Origin of the sequence: Segatella copri (genome assembly GCF_026015465.1) — a bacterium.
In the GTDB taxonomy this organism is placed as follows: Bacteria; Bacteroidota; Bacteroidia; order Bacteroidales; family Bacteroidaceae; genus Prevotella; species Prevotella copri_E.
Genome location: NZ_JAPDUQ010000001.1, coordinates 232,051 through 256,850, shown reverse-complemented (window position 1 = coordinate 256,850; position 24,800 = coordinate 232,051). Strand labels below are relative to the sequence as shown.

At 43.9% G+C, this 24,800-nt stretch carries 15 protein-coding genes; 11 read left to right on the top strand and 4 right to left on the bottom strand.

Annotated elements, in window-relative coordinates:
- Positions 1 to 35: 35 nt before the first annotated feature.
- The 4 genes from ONT08_RS01095 to ONT08_RS01080 all read right to left on the bottom strand — a co-directional run bounded on the left by ONT08_RS01095 (position 36) and on the right by ONT08_RS01080 (position 5,658).
- Complete coding sequence (locus ONT08_RS01095) at positions 36 to 1,301, bottom strand: phospholipase D-like domain-containing protein (protein WP_040552494.1); 1,266 nt, start codon at positions 1,299 to 1,301, stop codon at positions 36 to 38.
- A gap of 51 nt (positions 1,302 to 1,352) precedes the next feature.
- Positions 1,353 to 2,333 carry a KpsF/GutQ family sugar-phosphate isomerase gene (locus ONT08_RS01090; RefSeq protein WP_118085624.1) on the bottom strand — a complete coding sequence of 327 codons (981 nt, stop codon included), beginning with the start codon at positions 2,331 to 2,333 and terminating at the stop codon, positions 1,353 to 1,355.
- Positions 2,334 to 2,469: 136 nt separating this feature from the next.
- A complete protein-coding gene (gene kdsA / locus ONT08_RS01085) occupies positions 2,470 to 3,222 on the bottom strand; it encodes a 3-deoxy-8-phosphooctulonate synthase (protein WP_117586126.1) in 753 nt (250 codons plus the stop codon).
- A 75-nt stretch (positions 3,223 to 3,297) separates the two neighbouring features.
- Positions 3,298 to 5,658, bottom strand: a complete 2,361-nt coding sequence (locus tag ONT08_RS01080) for a mechanosensitive ion channel family protein (RefSeq protein ID WP_264958838.1) — start codon at positions 5,656 to 5,658, stop codon at positions 3,298 to 3,300.
- 176 nt (positions 5,659 to 5,834) lie between these two features.
- Between ONT08_RS01080 and ONT08_RS01075 the strand changes: the two genes are divergently transcribed.
- The 11 genes from ONT08_RS01075 (at position 5,835) to ONT08_RS01025 (ending at position 24,556) form a co-directional block, all read left to right on the top strand.
- Positions 5,835 to 6,785, top strand: a complete 951-nt coding sequence (locus tag ONT08_RS01075; RefSeq protein ID WP_118065655.1) for an ATPase — start codon at positions 5,835 to 5,837, stop codon at positions 6,783 to 6,785.
- Positions 6,786 to 7,075: 290 nt separating this feature from the next.
- Complete coding sequence (locus ONT08_RS01070) at positions 7,076 to 10,240, top strand: SusC/RagA family TonB-linked outer membrane protein (protein ID WP_264958836.1); 3,165 nt, start codon at positions 7,076 to 7,078, stop codon at positions 10,238 to 10,240.
- 19 nt (positions 10,241 to 10,259) lie between these two features.
- On the top strand, positions 10,260 to 11,936 hold the full coding sequence (locus ONT08_RS01065) for a RagB/SusD family nutrient uptake outer membrane protein (protein WP_264958835.1): 1,677 nt from the start codon (positions 10,260 to 10,262) through the stop codon (positions 11,934 to 11,936).
- Between the two features lie 48 nt (positions 11,937 to 11,984).
- Positions 11,985 to 14,018, top strand: a complete 2,034-nt coding sequence (locus ONT08_RS01060) for a hypothetical protein (RefSeq protein ID WP_264958833.1) — start codon at positions 11,985 to 11,987, stop codon at positions 14,016 to 14,018.
- A gap of 18 nt (positions 14,019 to 14,036) precedes the next feature.
- Positions 14,037 to 16,700, top strand: coding sequence for a hypothetical protein (locus tag ONT08_RS01055; RefSeq protein WP_264958831.1), 2,664 nt, complete (start codon positions 14,037 to 14,039; stop codon positions 16,698 to 16,700).
- Positions 16,701 to 16,797: 97 nt separating this feature from the next.
- Positions 16,798 to 18,270 carry a cellulase family glycosylhydrolase gene (locus ONT08_RS01050; RefSeq protein WP_264958829.1) on the top strand — a complete coding sequence of 491 codons (1,473 nt, stop codon included), beginning with the start codon at positions 16,798 to 16,800 and terminating at the stop codon, positions 18,268 to 18,270.
- A gap of 198 nt (positions 18,271 to 18,468) precedes the next feature.
- Complete coding sequence (locus ONT08_RS01045) at positions 18,469 to 19,782, top strand: glycoside hydrolase family 5 protein (protein ID WP_264958827.1); 1,314 nt, start codon at positions 18,469 to 18,471, stop codon at positions 19,780 to 19,782.
- 141 nt (positions 19,783 to 19,923) lie between these two features.
- Complete coding sequence (locus ONT08_RS01040) at positions 19,924 to 21,210, top strand: glycoside hydrolase 5 family protein (RefSeq protein WP_264958825.1); 1,287 nt, start codon at positions 19,924 to 19,926, stop codon at positions 21,208 to 21,210.
- 284 nt (positions 21,211 to 21,494) lie between these two features.
- Complete coding sequence (locus tag ONT08_RS01035) at positions 21,495 to 21,842, top strand: helix-turn-helix domain-containing protein (RefSeq protein WP_117695123.1); 348 nt, start codon at positions 21,495 to 21,497, stop codon at positions 21,840 to 21,842.
- 5 nt (positions 21,843 to 21,847) lie between these two features.
- Complete coding sequence (locus ONT08_RS01030) at positions 21,848 to 22,801, top strand: IS3 family transposase (RefSeq protein ID WP_117695121.1); 954 nt, start codon at positions 21,848 to 21,850, stop codon at positions 22,799 to 22,801.
- 387 nt (positions 22,802 to 23,188) lie between these two features.
- A complete protein-coding gene (locus ONT08_RS01025; RefSeq protein ID WP_119236697.1) occupies positions 23,189 to 24,556 on the top strand; it encodes an ATP-binding protein in 1,368 nt (455 codons plus the stop codon).
- The last annotated feature ends 244 nt before the right edge of the window (positions 24,557 to 24,800 follow it).

Here is a 24,800-nt window from a genome sequence, read left to right as displayed (position 1 = left end):
GCTAGTGAAAGTTGGGTTATACTTATATCTTGTTTTTACAAGAATGGAGTGAGTACCTTTGCGGCAAACCATCCTTTGAATCTTTGCCAGCCCGTACGCCACTCTCTCCAGTTCTTCTCATTGAGTAAGAAACTGTCTTTCTTTTCCCCATCAAAGAGCTGTACCAGTTGTTGGGTAGTGCAAGAATCCACAATCACTGCATTCTCTTCATAGTCCCAGCGCAGGCTTCGGGCATTGAGATTGGCACTGCCAACGGTACAGAACTTGCCGTCTACCATGATAATCTTGGTATGGTGGAAGCCCCGTGTGTACATCCAAACATTGCATCCTGCCTTCATCAGTTTGTGGGCATTATAGAAACCGCAGTCAGGAGTCAGCGGAATATCGCTCTTGGTAGAGAGCATGATTTCTACTTTCACTCCTCTTTTCACAGCATTCTTCAATGCCTTTTTGAGTTTATGACTCAAGGTGAAGTAGGGGCTGATAATCTTGATGCTATCCTGTGCATCATTGATGGCATTCACATAGAAATATCGGATGATATCCTTTGTAATATGCGGTTCGCGGTTGATGATGCCGACCATCTTTCTGTAGGCAGTTGCTGTCGTATCCGGCTTGAGATTCTCTACCAGATAATCCTTCTTCTTATATCTCCAGAATTCAGTGCTGTGCACATTCTGTCCGCTCACCTTATTCCACATTTTGAGGAATATCTTCTGCAGGGTATTCACCTCGCTTCCGTCGATGCGACAGTGCATATCGTGCCATTCTCCTACTACCTCAGTACCTTTTATATAATAGTCGGCAACGTTCATGCCGCCTGTGTAGGCAATCTGTCCGTCAATGATTACGATTTTACGGTGATCACGGTTGAAGATTGCATGTACCCATGGAAACTTCAGGGGCTTATACTCATAAATCTCTATGCCGTTGGCACGGATTTTCTTGAGATGTCTCTTTCGCAGAGGCTTATTGTTGGAAGAGTTTCCGAAACCATCATATAAGGCTCTCACCTTTACACCCTCCTTGACTTTCTGAGCTAGCAGGTCGAAGAGGAGGGAGGCGATGCTGTCGTTGCGAAAGTTAAAGTATTCCAGGTGTACACTATGTTTAGCCTGTCGGATTGCCTGGAACATATCATCAAACTTTTCCTGACCATTCATCAGTAGGGTTACTGAATTATCGTGAGAAAAGCTGACTCCTTTCCCACGAAGCTGATTTACGATCAGTGAATCGCTGGTCTGTGCGCTGCACAGCGAACAAGACAGCCATAATGTCGCTATTAATAAAAAATATCTCATCTTATTTATAACCGTGTTATCTATAAATCCGTGTAATCCGTGCCTAAAAAATTATACCATGCAGGCATAGTGGTCTACAATGCCCTTTAAATGATTATCCTTGTCTACAACCAGTACCGTATGCACCTTATACTTGTGCATGATGCGCTGAATCTCCGAAATCTTCGTCTTCGGAGTCACCATCTTTGGTGTGGTGGTCATGATGTCACTCACCGTCTTGTTGAAGAACTCTGCCTGCCATTTCTCCATGGCACGGCGGATATCGCCATCAGTAATTAATCCTATGACACGTTTCTCTTCATCCAGAGAAATACCCAATCCCAGTTTTCCCTTGCTCACATGAATGATAGCCTCGCCCAGGTGCATCTCTTTAGGGATGATAGGCATATCATCGCTGCGCATCACATCTTCTGCTGTGGTGAGGAGGCGCTTGCCTAATTCTCCACCCGGATGGAACTGGGCAAAGTCACGAGGCTTGAAGTGGCGTACCTGCATCAGGGCTATCGCCAATGCATCGCCCATCGCCAGAGCTGCTGTAGTACTGCTGGTTGGAGCAAGGTTCAGCGGACAGGCCTCCTTCTTTACCTTTACGGTGATATGATGGTTGGAATATTTTGCCAATAGGGAATTCGGATTTCCCGTAATCGATATAATCGGTACATTCATGTGGAGCACCATCGGGATGAAACGGAGCAATTCGTCGGTCTGACCACTGTTGCTCAGTGCCAGCACCACATCCTTGTCGGTCATCACACCGAGGTCGCCATGATAGACATCCAGTGGATTGATGTAGAAAGCAGGTGTACCTGTTGATGCCAGGGTAGCTGCAATCTTGGCACCCACGTGCCCGCTCTTGCCCACACCGGTTACGATGATTTTGCCTTGGCAGTGGAACATCATATCAACTGCTTTCTCAAAATTACTATCCATGTAGGAAATTTGATCGAGTATGGCTTGAGCTTCGTCACGAAGGGCTTGCTCTCCATACGAGCGGACTGTCATGTCGTCAATATCGTTTATCTTGTGATTCATTATATTCTATAATAAATGTTCTTTATTGAATGGAACTAATATACTTAGACAAGTTAATTAATATACTTAGGCAAGTTAATTAATATACTTAGGCAAGTTAATTAATATACTTAGGCAAGTTAATTAATATACTTTGTTAAGCGAGCAAATCTGCTATGAGAGCCTCCAGCTTGTCTAATTCCAGCATATTGGCAGCGTCACTCTTTCCATTGTCTGGATCTGGGTGTACCTCAAAGAAGTAACCGGTGGCACCAAATGCCTTGGCTGCCATAGCCATGGCTGGTACGAACTTGCGGTCGCCCACGGTCTTGCCATCGCCGGCGCTAGGGCGCTGAACGCTATGGGTACAGTCCATGATGACATTTGGCACAATCTCCTTCATGTCAGGGATGTTTCTGAAATCTACCACGAGATTGTTATACCCGAAACAGTTGCCGCGTTCTGTGAGCCAAACTTCCTTGGCACCGCTCTCCAATGCTTTTTCTACAGGATATTTCATATCTCTACCGCTCAGGAACTGTGCCTTCTTGATGTTGACGGTTTTACCAGTCTTGGCTGCAGAAACCAGAAGGTCGGTCTGTCGGCAGAGGAAGGCTGGAATCTGGAGAATATCACATACTTCGCCTGCTGCTGAAGCTTGATAACTCTCATGAATATCTGTTGTAACCTGAAGGTTGTATTTCTCTCTGATATTTCCCAGCATCTGGAGTCCTTTCTCCAGTCCTGGACCACGGAAAGAGTGGATGCTGGTACGGTTGGCTTTGTCGAATGAAGCCTTGAATATGATTTGGGTTCCTAACTTTTCGTTGATGCGGACGAGTTCCTGAGCTACTGTTTCCAATAGTTCCATTGACTCGATGACACAAGGACCTGCTATGAATGTTGCCATATGTTTAAAAGTTTATAGTTAATAGTTTATAGTTAATAGGGGGCTAACCTGCTATTAACTGTAAACTATAACCTGTTAATTATTAACTTGTTTGATTGTAATCTCACGCTGTGGGAACGGAATCTCGATGTTGTGATCGTTGAGCGTATCGTAGATGCACTCCATGATGGTGGCATCGTCGATGGCTTGGGTAAGCACGTTCACCCATACCACAATTCTGAGTGTGATGCAGCTGTCATCGAAACTTTTCAATAATACCTTCACCCCTTTGTCCTGATAGATACAGTCCAGTTTCATGAGGGCATCAATCAGAATCTGTTTCACTTCCTTCACATTGCTGCCATAAGCAATACCTACCTCCAGAATATCCAGCTCATAACCATGATTCTTGGTCATGTTCTTGTAGTTCTTCGAGAAGAGCTGCGAGTTCTGGAAGGCTATGACCGAACCGTCGGTAGCCTCCAGCATCGTAGAGGTATAACTGATACTGCTTACCTTACCACGGGTGCCGTCACAGATGATATAGTCACCCACCTTCACACGGCCCATCATCAGAGAGATACCGTAGTAGATGTTTTCGAGAATATCCTTTGATGCAAAACCCAGACCGGTTGATAAGCCGGCAAAGATAGCAAGCAGCCATGATTTACCAACCTGGAATACGTTCAGGGCTATCATCAGCCAGATACCCCAGATAATCACCTGCATCACGTTTTTGAACATCACAATCTTTGAAGCAGCCGACGCCGGGTCTGCTTTCTCGAAGTGATGACGCATGAAATCTACAGAAGTAATGTTGATGTAGTTGAACAGGAAGTACAGACAAGCTACCTCTGAAATACTGAAAAGCGATGCAGTGAAGTTGCTGGTCTTGATGTAATCCTTGTTGAATATCTCCCAAGTCGTATCACTCATGTTGAATACATCTGCTGCCCAGTAGATAGAGATGATGAACGAAAGTACACCTGAAATAGGGAGCAATACCTTGTAGATAAAGCGATACAGCCATTTATCGGTAATCGCCTTGTCTGCCAGCTTTTTACGCTTGGCATATACGCTGAGCCATCCCTCGCAGCAGGTAATGGTAAGCACGCAGGTAAGCTGCATGGTCCACCAGATGATAAGCTGGACGGCAAGCAGTGTGAAACCTGTCCAGGCAAAAATGGTACTTACTCCGAATACGGCAAGCGATATGAATGCGTATGTCTTGTCGGTACGCAATACCTGGTTGTGCTTTCTGCCAATCACATTCCACAGCCAGAGAGCGCAGAGCAGAAGGACTGGTGGAAAGATGAGGTTTACCAGGTCGTTTGGTATCAGGATGATACGGAACACGATAACGATGAAACCTACCAGCATCAATGGCGAATAGATACGGAAGGTATTCTTGATCTTATCGTTGTCTACGCGTAGCAAGATAGATACCAAGATGACGCCAACCAACCAGGAATATTCTACCAGCAGCTGGCTTGCCATAATCACGAAGTTCTGGGTAACCGCCATTCTTACGATACCGAGAATAACTGCGAAGGTTACTACTGTCATAGCCATGATAAGGCATGGTCGTTTTGCCATAAAACTTTCCTTTCTGTTCTCGAACATACCATGCTTCATGAGTTGGGTAATTACGATGCGGATGGTAAAGAGATTGAGGAAGATGGAGATGAGACCCCAGAAGATGATGATACCGAAGAGGATGAAGATGATACGAACATCCCATTGCGACATCATGCCCGGTACGGGCTTGTATTTCTCGGTTACAGACGTCTTCGCCTCCTTATAGTTCATGCTGAAGTTGCGGAGTATACGCAGATAGTTGTCGCCTCCATTATTGAAGATGCTGTTCTGGATATCTTCGTATCTGCGGTTGGCATAGTCGTTGAGTGCCTGTAACTTACGGTCGGTTCGGTCGTAAGCCTGCACATAGGCTTGCAACTGTTTCTGTTTCTCTACCAGCTGGCGGCGGATATTGACAGCCAGAGTCAGGTCTACGTTTCGGTTCACCTGTGCTTCTTCGCTGAGAAACATGGTGTTCATGCCGTAGAGATAGTTGATGAGTGAATCGAAACGCGCCACCTCAACATTGTTCTTCTTGATCATCTGGCGGAAAGGAACAGCCTTCGATTTAAACTTCTTAAACTGCTCTGTAGCTTCATGACAGGCATACGTCATGTCGAAAATATACCCGTTGCGTTGCGAATAGAGCATGATGGAGTTCTGGTCAGCCTGTTTCACAATACTGATGAGTTCCTGAATTACCGCCAACTGTTGAGCCTTGGCAGCTTGGTTCTGTTTCTCCAAGTCTATGTGATAGTTGGTCAATTCTGTGCGCAGCATATAGAGTGTTGTGTCCAGGTTGGCTTCCTTGAGCACAGCATTACTTGGCAGTGCCAATGCCACCATCAGCAGAATTATGATGTATAGTCTCTTCTTCATATTTAGTAAATTTGACTGCAAAGTTATTAATAATTCGTGAAAAAGCAAAGAGAAATTCCCCTTTTTTGAAATATTAGCACCTTTACGTTCGATTTTTAGGCTTATCCTTTGCATTTTTCATATAAATTGATTACATTTGCAACGTCAAAGGATACGTTAATTAATCAGATTGGAATATGAAGATACTCATAGCAGATAGTGGCAGCACCAAGACCGATTGGGCTCTGGTTGATGAACAGGGTAACGTGATGGTTACCTGTAAGACGCAGGGCATCAGTCCGATTCATCAGAGTGATGCCGAGATTTTGGATGTGTTGTGTAAGGAACTTGTTCTGTCAGAGCAGCCTCAGGAGGTTTTCTTTTATGGCAGTGGTGTAACCGAGGCGATGAAGTCTCGCATGAAATCACTCTTGCAGCAGTCTTTCCCCGAAGCCAAGGTTGAGGCAGAAGGTGATATGCTGGGAGCAGCCCGTGCCCTGTTTGGCAAGAAACCGGGTATCGCCTGTATTTTGGGAACCGGTGCCAACAGTTGTCTTTACGATGGAGAGAAGATTGTGATGAATACTCCTCCGTTGGGATATATCCTGGGCGATGAGGGTAGTGGGGCAGTAATCGGCAAACTTTTCCTCAATGGTATCTTCAAGGGCACTTTGCCTGTATCGCTAAAGAATAAATATCTTGCCTGGTCGGGTTTGGATTATCCTACTATTATTAATAAGGTGTACAGACAGCCGCTTGCCAATCGCTTTCTGGCTTCCATCTGTCCTTTTATCTCAGAACAGATAGCAGAAGGTGAGAAACACGAGAACGGGACTGACGAACTGAATGAAGCGATGGCTCTCTATCGTATGATACTGGAGAGTTTTAATCAGTTCTACGCAAAGAATCTCACACCTTATATTAAATATGTCAAGGCGAGCACCGAGGATATAAGTCAGTTGGAGCCAGGCATGAAGGCATGGCATTCATCCTTGGAAGAAGAAATCCCGATGCTTGGTTTTGTTGGAAGCATTGCCCATTACTTTGAATCACCTTTGAGAAATGTGATGGAGGATGAGTTTCATCTCAAGATTTCCCAGATTTTGAAAGCTCCGATGCCGGGGTTGATAAAATATCATATTAATTAAACTATTTTTGCACCAAAATGTATTTTATGCTACATTTTGGTGCTTTTTCGTTAAAAAATGTAGGTTGCGCAACATTTTATACGTAATTGATTAACCAAAACATACCCCCCCCTGTCTGTTTTTTATCTATCTTTGTCCCCGAAAAAGTAAATGCAAACAACGATAAATCGAGGCAATCCTCATAACCGAGGCTTATACCTTATTTATATAAAGGCAATATTCGACCTATGTTACATAGGACCTATATTACACCTAGAAGCAACAATTATTAATTTAAACCTAAAGTAATTATGAGAAAAACATCTCAGAAATTCTCGCAGAGCCACATGCTCTGCAAAGTTGCTCTGGTAGCCATCATGTTGGTGTTCCAGGCAATGTTAGGAATCGGTGCGGGTGTCCTCAATGCTCAGACGGTTAAGGGTACTGTCATTTCCGGTACTGACAATGAACCTCTCATTGGTGCAAGTGTCATGGTACAGGGAACCAAGATTGGTGCCGTAACCGATCTCGATGGTAACTTCGCTATCGAGGCAAAGAATGGACAGACACTCGAAGTGTCTTATTTGGGTTTCATCACCCAGAAGATCAAGGTAACCGGTTCTGTAGTGAATGTAACCTTAAATGAAGACAAACAGTCTCTTGATGAGGTCGTCGTAGTAGGTTATGGTGTTCAGAAGAAAAAGTTGGTGACTGGTGCTACCGTTCAGTTGAAGGGTGACGACATTGCCAAGTTGAACACTACTAATCCATTGTCTGCCATGCAGGGCCAGACTCCTGGTGTCAACATCGTTTCTACCTCTGGTCAGCCAGGTGCAGCGATGAGTGTTACCATCCGTGGTTTGGGTACTGTAGGTAATTCACAGCCTCTTTATTTGATTGATGGTGTAGGTGGTGATATCACAACCTTGAATCCTGCCGACATCGAGAGCATCGACGTCTTGAAGGATGCCGCTTCTGCCGCTATCTATGGTGCACAGGCTGCCAATGGTGTAGTACTCGTTACCACCAAGAGTGGTAAGGAAGGTCCTTCAAAGATTACATACGATGGATATGTAGGTTGGCAGACCTTGGGTCGCAAGTTTAATATGCTCAATAGCAATGAGTATATGCAGATTATGGATGAGGCTCGCCTCAACTCAGGTATGTCTCCTGTAGATTGGATTTCCCTCAACTCTATTCGTGATATTGATGGTAATGTATATGATACAGACTGGATTGACAAGGCAGTTGATAACGGAGCCTTGACCACAAGCCATAGTTTGGCATTCACAGGTGGTAGCAAGACTTCTACATATTCTATTTCTGGTGGTTATACAGGACAGGACGGTCTTATTGGCGGTTCTGACGTTTCTTATTATAAGAGGTATAACCTTCGTGCCAATTCAGAGCATAAAATGTTCAATGGTTTGGTTACTGTAGGTGAGCATGTAGGCTTCGTTTACAAGGATAGCCGTGGCATGAACACTGGTAACATCTATAATAACAACCTTCATGGAGCATTCTCTACATCTCCACTTGTTCCTGTTTATGGTGCTGATGGTAATTACTTCTCTACAGAAGGTTCTGATTGGAACCCTAATGATAGTAACCCATACGGTACTATGATGATGAACCGTTATAATCAGACTAAGGCTACTTCTGTAGACGCTAATGTATATGTACAGATTGAGCCTATCAAGAACTTGAAGTTCCGTACTGTATTTGCTATCAACTATGGTGGTTCTGATTATCGTTCATTTACTCCTATTTATAAGTTTACTCCACAGAGTGGTAATGGTGTAACCAAGGTTAACCAGAGCGACGGTAGTGGTATCTCTTTGGTATGGACCAATACTTTGACATACGACTTTGATATCAAGGATCATCACCTCAGTGCTTTGATTGGTAGTGAGACTACTAAGTATGATGGTAGCTATACCAGTAGCTATGGAGTAAACCTTACAGCAGGTTTCGATGATTGGGAGCATGCTTATGTTGCCAATACTGATATGAGCCATACTGACCGTAAGGTAAATGGTGGTCCTTACGACCCATCTCGTGGTCAGTCTTTCTTCGCTCGTTTGGGTTGGTCTTGGAAGGATCGTTATATGATCAATGCTACTATGCGTGCCGATGGTTCTTCTAAGTTTGCCAAGGGTCATCGTTGGGGTTACTTCCCATCAGTCAGTGCAGGTTGGACTTTGACAGAAGAGGATTTCATGAAGTCTACAGCTTCTTGGTTGGATTTCTTGAAACTCCGTCTCTCTTGGGGTCAGGTAGGTAATGCCAACATCAAGTGCTACCAGTACTTGGCACCTGTTACTACAACTAATACCAATTACAACTTCGGTGCCACAGGTGGTACTGATGCTTGGGTAAATGGTGCTTATACAAGCCGTCTTGCCAACGAGAATGTAAAGTGGGAGACCTCTGAGCAGTACAATGTTGGTTTGGATGCTCGTTTCCTCCGTCAGCGTTTGTCTTTGACCTTGGATGGTTATATCAAGAATACCAAGGATTGGTTGGTTCAGGCTCCTATCTTGGCTACAGCCGGTACAGGTGGTCCTATCATCAATGGTGGTGATGTAAAGAACAAGGGTATTGAGGTTGGTCTTTCTTGGAATGACCAGATTGGTAAGGATTTCATCTACAGTGTAGGTGCTAACTTTGCTTACAACCACAATGAGGTTGGTTCTATCCCTACAGAGGATGGTATCATCCATGGTGCTACCAACCAGATTTATCAGAATGCAGAAGAGTTCTATCGTGCAGAGAATGGTCATGCAATCGGTTACTTCTGGGGTTACAAGACAGCAGGTATCTTCCAGAACCAGAAGGAAATCAATGAGTGGATTGCAGCTGGTAATGGTGTGATGCAGAGCAATGTACAGCCAGGTGATGTGAAGTACGTAGATATCAATCACGATGGCGTTATCAATGCTAATGATAAGGTAGACCTGGGTAATGGTCTTCCTAAGTATACTTTCGGATTCAATTTCAACCTGGGTTGGAAGGGCTTCGACTTGGCTGCTAACTTCACTGGTGCAGCAGGTTTCAAGATTGCTCAGTCTTATCGTGACCCAAGTTCATCTCAGGGCAATTATAGCCGTCGCATCTTGAACCGTTGGACAGGTGAGGGTACTGGCAATGAGATTCCACGTGTTACTTACGGTGATGTCGGTAACTGGTTGTTCTCAGACCTTTATCTCCAGGATGGAGACTATATCCGTTTGCAGAACCTCACTTTGGGTTATGATTTCAAGAAGCTCATCGCTTGGAAGGGACTCTCTAAGTTGCGTCTCTACTTCCAGGTACAGAATCTCTTTACTTTGACCAAGTATGATGGTATGGATCCAGAAATCGGTTCTTACAATGGTACAGATGGTAACAGCAGCGACTCTTGGGTATCTGGTGTTGATATGGGTTACTATCCACATCCTCGTACATTCATCGTAGGTTTAAATCTTGCATTTTAATTTTTAAATGGGAAGTAATATGAAAAGAAAACATATATTGATGAGTGCCTTATTGTTGTCAGCCTTGTCTTTGACATCTTGCGACGACTATTTGGACACTTCATCTAAGACAAATATGAATACCGAGACCGCCTACAGCACTCCAGCTGCGGCTGACATGGATCTCGTAGGCTGCTACGATGGATGGCAGCGTACACTCAGTGACGAGGGTGTCGGTATGTATTTGACCGCCGAGTTTGCTTCTGAGGAGGCTTTTGGTGGCTTAGGTCTTTCTGATGCAAAGAACAATAACGTCATCGACCAGTTCGATCTCGGTATTGCTCCGTCTTATAATGACCTTTACAATACAGATTGGAAGAACTATTATGCAGCTATCTTCCGCTGCAACCAGTTGATTCAGGCAGATGCTACTATCAATTGGAATGGTGATACCAAGACACAGGGACGTATCATGGGTGAGGCTCGTGCCCTTCGTGCCATCTTGTATTTCGACTTGGTTCGTCTCTTTGGCGATGTGCCTTTGTTGTTGACTCCATCAGAGGAGAACATCCCACGTACTCCTGCCAAGGAAGTATATCAGGCTATCTTTGATGACTTGAAGTATGCAGCTGAGAATATTCCTGCTGATGCTTATCCTTTGAAGGACCGTGATTCTAACGATGGTCGTATCACCAAGTATGCAGCTGAGGCTTTGATGGCTCGCGCGTACCTATATTATACAGGTTATTATGGCGAGGAGCATCCTGCTTGTTCTAAGGCTGATGCAACAGCAGCCATCAATGATGTAGTAGACAATGGTGGTTACGAGTTGGAAAAGAATTATGCCGACTTCTGGATGCCTTCTTGTACCAAGGATGCTTCTTCCAATGGCACCTATGCTTGGGAGACAACTTATGCAGGTAAGTGGTATGACGGCAAGACTTGGAAGGCAGGTCAGGGTAGTTTGTCAAAGGAGATTGTCTTGAACTTGAAACTCAACTCTACTCATGACTACAGGGGTAATGGTGATGGTAATACCTTCTCTGTTTACCTTGGTCCTCGTAACAAGTGTGCTACCAATGTTTGTATTTCCAGTGGTTGGGGTGCTTGCTCAGTTACTCCATATTTCGTAGAGCAGTACAAGAACGATCCTCGTTTCAATGCTTGCGTTTGGAGTTGTGATGAGGCTGGATTTGCAGCTGATGAGGCCGACTCTTATGAATATACGGGTTACTATACTCGCAAGTATGCTCCAATGTGCTTCGCTGATGGTACACGTCAGGAAGTTGGTTTCAAGTTGGGTGAGCAGCACCAGAACATTACTTACTATCAAGATTATACGATCATGCGTTATGCCGACGTATTGTTGATGCACTCTGAGTTGAACGGTACCAATTGGGGATTGAACAAGGTTCGTGCCCGTGTTGGTTTGGACCCAGAGGATTATAGCATTGAGAATATTCGCAAGGAGCGTGCCATCGAATTGGCTTTCGAGGGTGTTCACTTCTGGGATTTGATGCGCTATGAGAAGAATGGTGCTTATGCAGCCAAGGCTATCACGGAAGCTCAGAATGGTGTGAAGGTAAAGAATGGTGGTGTTGAGACTACTACCAAGTTCTCTACCGACAACTTCACTTCCAAGAAGGGCTTGATGCAGATACCTAATACCCAGATTACTCTCTCTGGTGGTGTCTTGACACAGAATCCAGGTTGGTAAACAGGAGTAGATTAGGTAACATAATAAAAATATTTAATAATAGAAGATATGAAAATACATAATCATATATTGACGCTTCTTGCAGCCATGGTGATGTTCTTGGTAGCATCCTGCTCCCCTGAAGACTTTGGCTTTGGCAAGAAGACTTACTCTCCAGAAGACTTGGTGGAGGGTAAGGCTTATACCGTGACCGTAGAAGGTAACGTGTTGAAGCTGGAATCTAAGATATCTGATGCCACTCCTCTCTGGGTTACTCCTATCGGCCGTTCCCAGGAGCAGTCTCTCAGCGTAGAACTTCCTTTTGCTGGTGAGTATGAGGTGGCATTTGGTGTGGAGACTCCTGGCGGAATCGTGTATGGTGATCCTTACAAGATTACTTTGGCGCAGAATGACTTCTCACTCTTGAGTGACAACAAGTGGTTCTATCTTGCTGACAAGAATTATAAGACAGGTGATCCATTGCCATCCTCTGAGACTCTTGCCAAGGGTATCAGTAAGAAGTGGTATCCTTGTGATGCTAGCTATGGCGTAGGTCAGTGCTCAGGTCCTGTGATGTATGTCTCTCCATTTGATCCTGATGGTGATGGCAAGGGATATACAGCAGATGATGAGGCTAATGCCGTTTATAAGGACATCGTATTTGGTACTGGTAACTGGAAACCAAACTGGGACCCTGGCTTCCAGAGCTGGTTGGTTCCTGAAGATGATCCATACATGGATTCATATATGACCTTCAGCATGGATGCTCAGAATGGTTGTGTTGCTACGATGTATCGTGGTGAATCTGGTGCCAAGGGCGCAAGCACAGGTTCCAATATGGTTGGTAAGTTCAATATGAACCTCAATGATAAGACCAAGCCTCTCATCACATTCACAGATTGCTACTCTATGCACAATACTGGTTTTGATGAGGTTTGCTCTAACTATACTCAGGACATCCAGATTGTAGAGTTGACTCCATACGTTCTCCAGTTGGTTACCAAGCGTACCAATAGCGAGGGCAACTGGTACATTTGCTGGAACTTCGTTTCTGAGGATGTAATCAAGACTCATGGTGAGTGCATCCCTAAGTCAGAGCAAGGCTTGATAGAGAAGGTTAAGCCACAATTGCCAACCTTTGAGAACATTCATACAGACTTGTTTACAGCAGATATCAATGGTGACAAGTATGTAGGTAGCAAGATGACATTCAATTTGGATTCTGAAAATCCTTATGACTTCAAGTGGTGGAATGGTTCACCTGACGTAAAGGCTTGGGAGAATGTAATTGGTGGCAAGTATAATACTACTTGGGCTCCTGCTCTTGACGACAAGGCTCTCGATGGCTTCGAGTTGACTATCTCTAAGAAGTCTGATGGTGGTTATGCATTCGAGTGCGGTGATGTGGATGGTGATGTAGAAATCACTGAGAATACACTGACATTCAGTAAGGAAATCACAGTATTTGCTGTATCTAGCGATAAGCGTACCATCGATTTGAAGGGCAAGAAGTTCTATATTCTTGGTAATTCTGCTGATGACCAGAGCTTGACTATTGGTATTCCTGAGTCAAAGGACGAGAATGGTATGGTTAACTCTTACCTCGTTGCTAACTTGGCTTATAAGAAGATTGCTACAGGTCCTGTAGGTCCTACAAAGGTTGCATTTGATAATTCACTCATTCATGAGGAGGGTTATTCTTGGATAGAGAATGGCTGCCTCCGTATCGGTTTCCATCACTATGGTGAGACTGGTAAGGGACTCTTTAAGGATGTAAAGTCTGTGAAGTTGAAGAAGAACCAGACCATCACTGTTACCTTCAAGGTGAAGGGTGGTGTAACTTGGAGCAAGACTCCTAAGTGTGCCTTGATTGATAATAACATCAAGGAGACATGGGAACCTGGATGTTTCGACCTCGATGATGCTGTCGAAGTGAATACTGCTGGTGGTGAGACTACTGTCTCTTTGACTAATACTACAGGTTCTACCCAGACATTTACCTCTACCTGTCTTGACCTCTCTATCCAGCTGGATGGCTATGGTGACTATGGAGGTGACACTGGTAACATCGACATCGAGATTGTATCTGTTACAATTCAATAACTTTAATAGCGTAAACTTATGAAGAATAAAATATTATACGGAATTATGGCCTTTGTCATGGGTATCTTCATGACAGGCTGTAGCGATGATGACTATTCTGTCAACAAGAATCCGTTGCTCGACGATAGTTCTGTAGTAACAGGTTCTGCTGATGTAACATCTACATCTGCTACATTCCATGGTACTGTCAAAGGATTGGAAGATCAGGCTGCTAGTGCGTACGCCACTGGTTTTATGTATGGTGATTCTGAGACCAATCTGAGTGAGAAGGCATCTGCTTCTAGCGATGCTGAGTTCTCTGCTACCATTACAGGTATGCCTGGACAGGTAGTTTACTATCAGGCCTTTGTTACTTTGCAGGGCAGATTGACCTACAAAGGCGCTGTTCAGCAGGCTGTATTGACAGATGCTAAGGCTATTACTGGTGAGGTGAAGGATTTGACGGCTAACTCTGCAGTATTGCAGGGTAGCCTTCAGTTAGCTCCATCAGAGGCAGCTAGCGGTATCGTCATCTCTGGTAAGGAGGGACAGGAAAATGTACGTGCTGGTGTACGTATCATGGCTTCTGGCATCAATGACAATTATGAAATCAAGGCTGAGGGATTGCTCCCTAACACTACTTATCATTATACTGCTTACCTCGACTTGGGTAATGGTACAGTATATGGTGAGGAGCGCAGCTTCACTACTCCTAATGCTGAGTTCAATCCTGATGAGGACCTTGTAGACTTGGGCCTTTCTACTAAGTGGTGCAAGTATAATGTAGGTGCTACCAAGGCTACCGACTTGGGTGGTCTCTTCGGATTTGGTGATATGACTGGTTTCCAAACTAGTCTTGATTTGGATAATTATGCTTCTGCTGATATTTACAAAACTGATCGTGATGTGGCTAACAAGGTTTATGGCTCTTGGGTAACTATGCCAACTATCGATGAGTTTGAGGAATTGTTTACAGAGTGTAAGAAGGAATGGGTTGAGGAAGACGGCGTAGCTGGTTATAAGTTCACTGGTCCTAATGGAAACTCTATCTTCTTGCCAGCTGCAGGTTCTCGTACTCAGGGTACTGTTTCTGGCGAAGGCTTGAATGGTTATTATCTCTCTGGTTCTATCAATGTTACTGACAACAAGTTTGCCATGGCATATAGCTTCGACCAGAATTCTAACCGTCGTACCACTACTCCTGTATATCAGGCATTGGCTATCCGTCCTGTGTCTGTAGCTAAGAATGTGAAGTTCGACAAGAGCAAGTTGATTGGTAAGACTTGGGAAATCGACTTGCGTCTCGATGGCTCTCACTATAAGTTTGATGGTCCTGTTTACTTCCTTGGTAAGGACGATAGTTGGGCTACCATTACTAATAATCAGCCTGTTGTAGGTGATGTTTGGTGCTGGGCTGCTGATTATGCTGGACAGGGATGGGTAGTAGGATCAAATCCTAAGAACTGTCAGGGTACGATGACCTTCAATGAGGATGGTACAGTCAAGGTTCATCAGTATTTAGCTGGTGCCGATGGTGCAGAGGGCACTTTCCAGGATACAGAGGGTACCTATACCATAGATGAAAAGAACAAGACCGTGAAGTTGAGCATCCAGCCATTGGTTCCTGCTAACTTCATTGGCGCCATCAACGAGACTAAGAATGTTGACTTGCGTATCTTGTCTTTGACAGACGAGACGATGCAGTTGGGGGTTTATCGTACTAGCGATGGACAGTTTGAGAGTGTCAACTATGTTTCTGATGAGTTGAAGAATGGCTTCACCGCTAAGTTGACTTGCTATGGTGGTGATGACGAAAATACTCCTGATGCTTGGAACTCAGCTATCGTTAATGTACTGGGTGGTGCCAAAGGCTTGAAGACTTATACTGTAACCTTCAATACCCAGTACCCTCGTAAGGCAGGTATGGTTTATCTCCTCGAACTTGAGGGATATTCTGCTGCTTATCCAAAGGCTTTCGTTCGCATTGACGGTATCAAGGCTGATGGCAATGAGGTGAAATATGATGCTAGCAAGTTCTTCTATGGTGACTTGGAAGGCAAGGGCAACTACCGTGTGGAGATGGCTAACATTTGGGGCTGCGGCCACAATGACAGCTGGAACGGTTTGAAGGATACCCCATTCCACAAGGGTGGTGGTGAAACAACCAATGAGACAGCTTTGGCTTTCAATCACACATTCGAGGTAACATTCACCGTAGTATCTAACACAAGTGATGGTACTGGCGTATATACTCCAAACTTGATTACCATTAACCCATCTTGGGTTGGTACATGGGGTTACAACGAAGGTCAGACCTTGGAAGTAGTGAACGAAGGTGGTAAGTACTCTATCAAGGGCAACAACCAGTTTGACATCACTTATAAGAGTGATGCTCACAAGGATGGTTCTATCATGACCTTCATTGAGATTGCTGACCTCTATGGTTTCTTCCCAGGCACTCATGCAACTCTCGATGAATTCTATCTTGATGGCAAGGCTGTATCTTACGATAAGTCTAAGGTCATTGATAGCAATGAAAATCCTAAGTATCGCTTGGAGTTGTGGAACTGCTTTGGTGCTACTAAGAGTGCAGGCTGTGCATTCGGTACTCCAGAGGGTGATGTGATGAAGAGCCTTGCTTTCAATGAGTCTATCCGCACCAAGTTTACTGTACATAGCTTGTTTGCTCAGCCTCAGTGGTAAATTAAGATAGTTAACAGTTGATAGTTCATAGCTGCTTCGCCGTGTAGCAAGTTAGCTATAAACTATCAACTATCAACTCTAAACTAAAATTATTGCAATGAAGAATATTAAATATTTATTTCTATTGTTGATGGGACTGGTAGTAGGCTTTGCCTTCACCGCTTGTTCTGATGATGATGATGATCCTGTCAGATTCAAAGTGCTCAATCCTGAGCTTACTTTTGAAGGAGTGGGAGGCACACAGACTCTCTCTGTACAATCTCCAGAGAAGCCAACTCTTACCATTACTGAGGGTTCTGACTTCTTGACTTTGGCAGAGGCTAGTGTAGAGGGTGATGTCTATAACTATGATGTCACTTTAGCTGCCAACCCAGGTGAGGAGTCTCGTACCGCTAGCATCCGTGTGGTTGCAGGCACCAGTCGTAAGGATGTAGCAATCTCCCAGAATGTACAGCCGGTTAAGGTTCCTACAGGAGAGATGACTCATAGTGCCAAGGAATTGGCTGCCTTGATGTATGCTGGTATCAACATTGGTAATACTATGGAGTGTCCAGCTGATGAGGGTGCTTGGTCTGGCTATAAGGTAAACGAGGAGTATATCAAGGGCTTGAAGGCTGCTGGCTTTAATGCCGTTCGTATTCCTTGCGCTTGGGATTCTTACATCACTGACAAGACTTCATTTGAAATCGATGCCAAGTGGCTCGACCGTGTGGCACGTGTCGTTTCTTGGTGTATTCAGAATGATATGTACGTAGTTCTCAACTCTCACTGGGACAATGGATGGTTGGAAGACAACATCTTCGATGCTTCTAAGAAGGATGCCATCAATGCAGAGCAGAAAGCCATCTGGACTCAGATTGCCAACAAGTTTAAGGACTATGACGAGCATCTTCTCTTTGCAGCTTGCAATGAGCCAGGTATGAACGAGACTTCTAGCAAGGGCAAGAAGTGGACTGATGCTGAGGCTGTGGCTCGTGTAGTAGAGTATGAGCAGACCATGATAGATGCTGTTCGTGCAACTGGTGGCAACAATGCTAAGCGTACCTTGATAGTTCAAGGCTTGGGTACAAGCATTGCAGAAACCAATGATCATATGATAGCTCTCCCTACTGATGCAGCGGAGGATCGCTTGATGGTAGAGGTTCACTTCTATGAGCCATATCAGTTTGCCTTGATGGAGGAAGATGCTTCTTGGGGCAAGTGCTATTACTTCTGGGGCAAGGACAACCAGGTAGCTGGTTCTGACCGCAATACACCAGATGCTTTTGCTGAGGCTTGGGTAGATGCTTCTATGAAGAAGATGTACGATAAGTATGTTAGCAAGGGCATTCCTTGTATCATCGGTGAGTATTCTGCCATGTTCCGCAACTTGTCTGAGAATCAGGATATTCATGACAAGTCTGTAGCTTACTATGGTGAGTATGTTACTAAGGTGGCTAAGAACAATGGTTGTGTTCCTTTCTATTGGGAGACAGGTTCTGTTATCAACCGCAAGGATGGTTCTGTCAAGAAACAGGCTGTCGTAGATGGTTTGATGAAGGGTGCTCAGGAAGGTAAGTATCCTTGGTAATAGTTAGATTCCTATCAGTCATTTTATATTTAAGGCAAGAAAGACTAGCACTTTCTTGCCTTTTTTTCACTTGTAACATTTTGTGTATATAAATGAAACATATTGTTACATACCTGTAGCGGAAAAAGTGTTAACTTTGCAATAGATTAACTGCACTAGTAATCTAAAAAGACAATCACATGGTAATACATTAATAGAATGAAGAAAGTACTTATGATAGCATTGGCTGTAGCTCATTTTGCCTTTGCTGGTGCTCAGGTAAAGCCTGAGAATCCTAAAATGGCTAAGATGGGACTTACTGCAACTCAATTGGCTCACTATATGGCTCCAGGAGTCAACCTGGGTAATACGATGGAGGCGTGCGACTGGAATGATGTCTTTACCAATCAGGCAGGACTGAAGTCAGAAACTTCATGGCAGAATGATAAGACTACTGAGAGCTATATCCGGAGTTTGAAACAGCAGGGATTCAACAGTCTTCGCATCCCTATATCCTGGGTGGCTGGACATCTTACGGATAAGGAGAATATGACCATAGATTCTGTCTGGATGAAACGAATCAAGGAAATCGTAAACTATGGTCTCAATGCCGGTCTCTGTGTCATCATCAACGAACACTGGGATGGCGGATGGATGGAGCATGATGCCTTTACCAGTGGGGCGAATGTGGCAGAGCATAAGGAGATGTTCCGCAAGCTGTGGACGAATATAGCAAAGGAATTCAAGACGTATGACCAGCGGGTTCTCTTTGCTGCCCTCAACGAACCGGGAGTGGGAGGTGCCAGTCCGCAGGTTCAAGGCGACATGCTGGCTCCTGATAGTAAGGAGTTTGCCGACCGTCTCCTGGCATACGAACAAGTGTTTATCGATGCCGTCCGTGCTACCGGTGGTAATAATGCCAGCCGTGTGCTCATCGTACAGACTCCAAAGACCGAGATTGATTTGGCTGCAAAGGATTCTTACGACATCACCCGTCTGAAGGATAAGGTGAAGAACCGTCTGATGGCAGAGGTTCATTTCTACGATCCTTATATATTTACCCTGATGGACAAAGATGCCGATTGGGGCAAGGTGGCTCTTTATTGGAAAGGACATGCGCCTGCTGACGATCAGGGACGCACCGTCAACACCATCTGGTATAACAATAAGAATGTGGATGCCTACCAGCATATTATCAACCAGGTGATGAAGATGAAGAAGAAGTTTGTGGACAAGGGTTATCCTGTTGTCATCGGTGAATATGGTGCCAACCGTAAGGATGCCTCTCTCTTCGGTGGTAATCAGGAGAAGCATAATGAGAGTATGATGGCATGGTATGGTGCTGTGACTGCCGAAATGATGAAGGCAGGACTTATCCCATACGTCTGGGATATCAATGTGCAGCCTCTTCCTCACATGACCATCTTCGACAGAAAGAAGCAGGTGGTTTCCGACTTCTATATATTTAAAGGTGTGATGCAGGGAGCAGCCGAAGGGATGGAAGATTACCTGAGAATCTATCCGAAACCTTAGAAAAAAGCAGAAAAAGCAATAATAAATAAGCATAGTTTAGATTTATATGTAGAAAGGGCAAAAAAGTATCATGTTTTTTTGCCCTTATTTAGTATCTTTGCAACCGAAAATGAATCTTTAAACTGTAAACTTAATAAATAAATGAAGAAGACATTTGTTTTATTGATGATGGCATTGGCTACATGCAATATCTCTGCGAAGTCAAACTTTGTGCAGGTGAAGGACGGACATTTCGTTCGCGACGGAAAACCTTATTATTATGTAGGTACCAATTTCTGGTATGGTGCCATCCTCGGTTCAGAAGGACAGGGCGGCAACCGTGAGCGTCTCTGTAGGGAACTCGATAAGATGAAGGAGATGGGCATTGATAATCTCCGCATCCTGGTGGGCTCTGATGGAAAGCGAGGAGTGAAGACCAAGGTTGAGCCGACGCTGCAGGAAGCTCCGGGCGTTTATAACGATACGATTCTTGCCGGTCTCGACTATCTGCTGATGGAGATGGGCAAACGCAAGATGCTGGCCGTGCTCTACCTGAACAACTCCTGGGAATGGAGTGGCGGTTATGGCTATTACCTGGAGCAGGCTGGTTTGGGTCAGGCTCCCCGTCCTAACGAAGATGGATATCCTGCCTTCATGAACTTCGTTGCCAAATATGCATCCTGCGAAAAGGCGCATCAGCTTTTCTATGATTATGTGAAATTCATACTTACGAGAACCAACAGATATACAAAGAAGAAGTATAAGGATGACCCGGCCATCATGTCATGGCAGATAGGTAATGAGCCTCGTGCTTTCAGCAAAGAGCAGTTGCCTGCTTTCGAAAAGTGGCTGGGTGAAGCGAGCAAGCTGATCCGTTCGCTCGATAAGAATCATCTGATTTCTATCGGTAGCGAAGGCAAATGGGGATGTGAAGGAGAACTGAACTGTTGGGAACGAATCTGTGCCGACAAGAATGTAGATTATTGCAACATTCATCTTTGGCCATACAACTGGAGTTGGGCTAGAAAAGACCATTTGCTGGAAGATTTGCAAATCTCCTGCCAGAACACAAAGGAGTATATTGATGAACATCTAGAGGTATGCGGACGTATCAGGAAGCCATTGGTGATGGAGGAGTTCGGCTATCCTCGTGATGGTTTCTCTTTCTCAACTTCTTCTACAACAGAAGCACGTGATGGATATTATAAGTATGTGTTCAGTCTTGTTGGCGACAATGCTGCATCCGGCGGTTACTTTGCCGGTTGTAACTTCTGGGGATGGGGCGGTTTTGCCAATCCTAAGCATGAGCAGTGGCAGGTAGGTGATGACTACACCGGTGATCCTGCTCAGGAAGCGCAAGGTCTGAACTCCGTTTTTTCTACTGATAAATCTACATTGGATGTAGTAAAGACGCAGGTAGACAGAATGAAGAAGATTGGTAAGTTATAAGTTTAGTGAAATTGTTAGTTGTTTTAGGAGGGTGTGCCATCAGTTCATGGTGCACCCTCTTTTTTCTGGCTTTTTCGTGTTGTACCACTTTGGGGAACTGCTACAAGTTGCTGCCCCTCAAAAAGTAGACACAGAAAGGTGGAAAACTGATGGAAAATGATTACCTTTGCAAGCAGATAGAGTTGTGTGCCCTGTAGAGAGGGCGTAGCCCGAACGTAAGGGCACACAACTTGCCGAAGCACGGTTATCTTATCGTCAAGTATTCACCAGAAAGGAAACTTTTTATGGCAAAGCATTTAAATCCATTGGAAAAGGAGTTCTTGATTCGTAAGTTCAAGGGAAACTCCAAAGTTAAGCTCAGTGATTTCTGCAGGGCAAACAATGTCTCGGAAACTTCTTTTAAGAAGTGGCTGAAGCAATATGAAGAAGCAGGCATAGAGGGGTTGGCTCGTGCTGATGCTGAGATTGGGAACATACTTCCTGAGGGCATTGACAAAACCAAGGAGGGGTATAAGCGAGAAATCCTACGCTTGCGTATTGAGAATGAACGGCTCAAAAAAAAATATCTGGTGAGGCAGAACGAGGATGGGCAAACGGAGTATGTTCGTTTAAAAATGAAGAGTTCAAAATAGTGGACATGCTATCGCACGAGTATCCTGTCAAGGATATCTGCAAGATGATGGGAGTAAGTCGGTCGGGGTATTACAAGTGGCTTAGAAGAGAGCCTTCATCCCGTGAGATCAATCGTGAGTTCATGGTGGGTGTGGTTGAGGACATACACTCGGAACACCCTACACATGGCTACAGGTGGGTGGCGGCGTACATAAGAATCAATTTACAGTTGAGTATCAGCGACAATTTCTCTTATAAATGCTTCCAATATCTTGGTATTCAGTCACAAACGAGACACAAGATACATTACAAACCACGTAAAGTAAAGGATAAGTACCCCAACCTCATTTATTCCACGTGGGACACGGTAGACAGACCTCGACAAGTTATCGTCTCTGACATGACAGTCATCAAATACTCTTGGTTCTTCTTTGAGTTGACCATGTATTTCGATGTCTTTACGAAAGAAATCCTAACGTGGCATGTGGCTGAGAGACGTGGACATAGAGACCAGTACATTGATGGGCTAAATGATGTCATCAACCTGTTGAAGGGCACAGATGAGCCAACTGTTCTTCATACGGACCAAGGTAGCGTGTATGCTTCACTCGCCTATAATGAGCTGATAAAGGACACGTTGATTGTGAGGTCTATGTCCAGGGCAGGAAAGCCTACAGACAACCCTGTGAACGAATCCCTCAACGGATGGATAAAAGAGGAATTGTTCATAGACTTCAAGATTGAGACATGTAATTCAAGAAAGGAGTTCGAGGAGGCCTTGGACGCATACGTGGATTATTACAATGAGAAAAGACCATGTTATGCTATCGGCTATGATACGCCAAATAATTACAGGAAGAGGTTTTATAAAGGGGAGCTTCCAAGAAAGGACACTTTTGGGAAGCGAGAGGCTAATGCAACACCGAAGTTCGTCACAGAACGGAAGAAAATGGCTGGAAATGAGAAAAATAAAGAATAATGTTCACTTTTATAAAGAAAAACTTGCAAATATGGATGAGATTGTCTACTTTTGCAAATGAAAAGGAACGAAATTTGATAGATATGTGTACTTTTAAAAATATAAATAATTAATAATCATTTTTTGTGTCCACTTTGGGGAACTGCTACAAGTATAAGATAAAAACCTCTGACTTTTTTATAATTTAACATCAAAAAAACTCCGACTTTTTTATATTTTAGCATCAAATAACCTCTGACTTTTTTATAAAAAAGCTTAATTGATTGGCTTTTATTCAGATAAAAGTGCTATCTTTGCATAAGATAAGCTGCACTCGGCAATCAGAAAGCAAGCTTTCATTGCGCTCGTTTGCATTATCTTTGCATTGAAAATCAATAATATAGAGATATGAAGTATCTGAAAAGACAAATAGATAAAGAGTTTGAAGCGTGGAAAAGTTCTGTAGAGCATAAACCATTGCTTGTGAGAGGAGCAAGGCAGGTAGGTAAGTCAAGTGCCATTAGACACTTGGGAGAGTCCTTTCCTTATTTCTTGGAAGTGAACTTTGAGCGTGATAAGACTGTCAAGGAATTCTTTGATGGAGATTTAAACGTGAAGTTTATTTCGGAGCAATTGTCGGCATATTTCAAAGTTCCCGTTATTCCTGGCAAAACCTTGTTGTTCTTAGATGAGATACAGGCATGCCCTAATGCCATCCATAGCTTGTGGTTTTTCAAGGAAGATTATCCTGAACTTCATGTAGTGGCAGCTGGATCGCTGTTGGAATTTGCATTGAAGGATTTAGGTGCTTATGGAGTAGGGCGTATCCGCTCGATGTTTGTATATCCGATGTCTTTTGATGAATTCCTTTATGCTTTAGGTGATGATGGATTGGTAAGTATGAAACGGAATGCAACCTCTCAAAAGCCATTGATGAATGTCTTCTATGAGCGATTAGTGGAGAGGTTTCGTTCATTCTTGCTTATAGGTGGTATGCCTGCTGCTGTGGCTAAGTACGTTGATACGAATAGTTATTTGGAAGTAGACTCTGTGCTTAGTGAGTTGAAGCAAACTTATATAGATGATTTCGTGAAATATAAAGCCAAGGTCAATCCTGTTTTGCTGCGTCAAACATTGTTTAGTGTGGCTCATCAAGTGGGGAGTAAATTCGTGTTTAGCCAAGTAGAAGGGGGATATACGACTGCGCAAGTCAAGAATGCTTTGGAGATGCTTAGAGATGCTGGTATCATTATACCTGTATGGCATACTGCGGCAAATGGCATTCCGCTTGGTGCAGAGATTAATCCGAAGTTTGTGAAGTATAATCTGATAGATCATGGCTTTCTCCTCAATCTGTTAGGAATAGGAGACTCTACTAATTCTATAGTGAAAGAACTATTGGTTGACAATGCTGCAGACTTAGTTGATAAGGGTAGTTTGACGGAGATGGTGGCAGGATTGGAATTACTAAAGTATATGTCGCCTAATGAGCGCCATGACTTATACTATTGGCAAAACTTGACTCGTGGAACCGTTTCGGAGGTTGATTATGTCTTGTCTCGTGGCATTGACATTGTTCCGATGGAAGTGAAGTCTGGTTTACGAGGTTCGATGGCGAGTCTTTATGTTTTTATGGAAAAAGAGCATATTAAGTATGCCATTCGCTGTTCTTTGGAGAACTTTGGGGAGTTTGTCAGCCCAAAAGGGAAGAAGATATTAGTCAATCCTCTTTATGCTATTTCTAACTTGTTTTTTTGTGGTGAAAGACTTCTGTAGGATTTTTTTTCGTAAAAGAATTGCCATATTGCCATATAAGCTGGTAACAGCCTGATTGTTAGTTGATACCGATATTGCAATAGCTTTTTAATTGCCATAATCTGCCATATATTGCCATAAAAATAGCGATACTTAGGTGTTTTTGGTGATTTTTAGCGGTGTTTTTGAGGCAAAAGGCAGGAGGCATTGAGCAAAAAGGCGTTTTTTTGGTTCAATGCCTATTGTTTTTGATGCTATTTTTCCC

What these genes read in the sequence shown, in the direction of transcription:
- ONT08_RS01080 (WP_264958838.1), bottom strand. Translation starts at nt 5,658, where the DNA reads ATGAAGAAGAGACTATACATCATAATTCTGCTGATGGTGGCATTGGCA.
- ONT08_RS01050 (WP_264958829.1), top strand. Translation starts at nt 16,798, where the DNA reads ATGAAGAATATTAAATATTTATTTCTATTGTTGATGGGACTGGTAGTA.
- ONT08_RS01065 (WP_264958835.1), top strand. Translation starts at nt 10,260, where the DNA reads ATGAAAAGAAAACATATATTGATGAGTGCCTTATTGTTGTCAGCCTTG.
- ONT08_RS01035 (WP_117695123.1), top strand. Translation starts at nt 21,495, where the DNA reads ATGGCAAAGCATTTAAATCCATTGGAAAAGGAGTTCTTGATTCGTAAG.
- ONT08_RS01030 (WP_117695121.1), top strand. Translation starts at nt 21,848, where the DNA reads ATGCTATCGCACGAGTATCCTGTCAAGGATATCTGCAAGATGATGGGA.
- ONT08_RS01045 (WP_264958827.1), top strand. Translation starts at nt 18,469, where the DNA reads ATGAAGAAAGTACTTATGATAGCATTGGCTGTAGCTCATTTTGCCTTT.
- ONT08_RS01055 (WP_264958831.1), top strand. Translation starts at nt 14,037, where the DNA reads ATGAAGAATAAAATATTATACGGAATTATGGCCTTTGTCATGGGTATC.
- kdsA (WP_117586126.1), bottom strand. Translation starts at nt 3,222, where the DNA reads ATGGCAACATTCATAGCAGGTCCTTGTGTCATCGAGTCAATGGAACTA.
- ONT08_RS01025 (WP_119236697.1), top strand. Translation starts at nt 23,189, where the DNA reads ATGAAGTATCTGAAAAGACAAATAGATAAAGAGTTTGAAGCGTGGAAA.
- ONT08_RS01095 (WP_040552494.1), bottom strand. Translation starts at nt 1,301, where the DNA reads ATGAGATATTTTTTATTAATAGCGACATTATGGCTGTCTTGTTCGCTG.
- ONT08_RS01075 (WP_118065655.1), top strand. Translation starts at nt 5,835, where the DNA reads ATGAAGATACTCATAGCAGATAGTGGCAGCACCAAGACCGATTGGGCT.
- ONT08_RS01090 (WP_118085624.1), bottom strand. Translation starts at nt 2,333, where the DNA reads ATGAATCACAAGATAAACGATATTGACGACATGACAGTCCGCTCGTAT.
- ONT08_RS01070 (WP_264958836.1), top strand. Translation starts at nt 7,076, where the DNA reads ATGAGAAAAACATCTCAGAAATTCTCGCAGAGCCACATGCTCTGCAAA.
- ONT08_RS01060 (WP_264958833.1), top strand. Translation starts at nt 11,985, where the DNA reads ATGAAAATACATAATCATATATTGACGCTTCTTGCAGCCATGGTGATG.
- ONT08_RS01040 (WP_264958825.1), top strand. Translation starts at nt 19,924, where the DNA reads ATGAAGAAGACATTTGTTTTATTGATGATGGCATTGGCTACATGCAAT.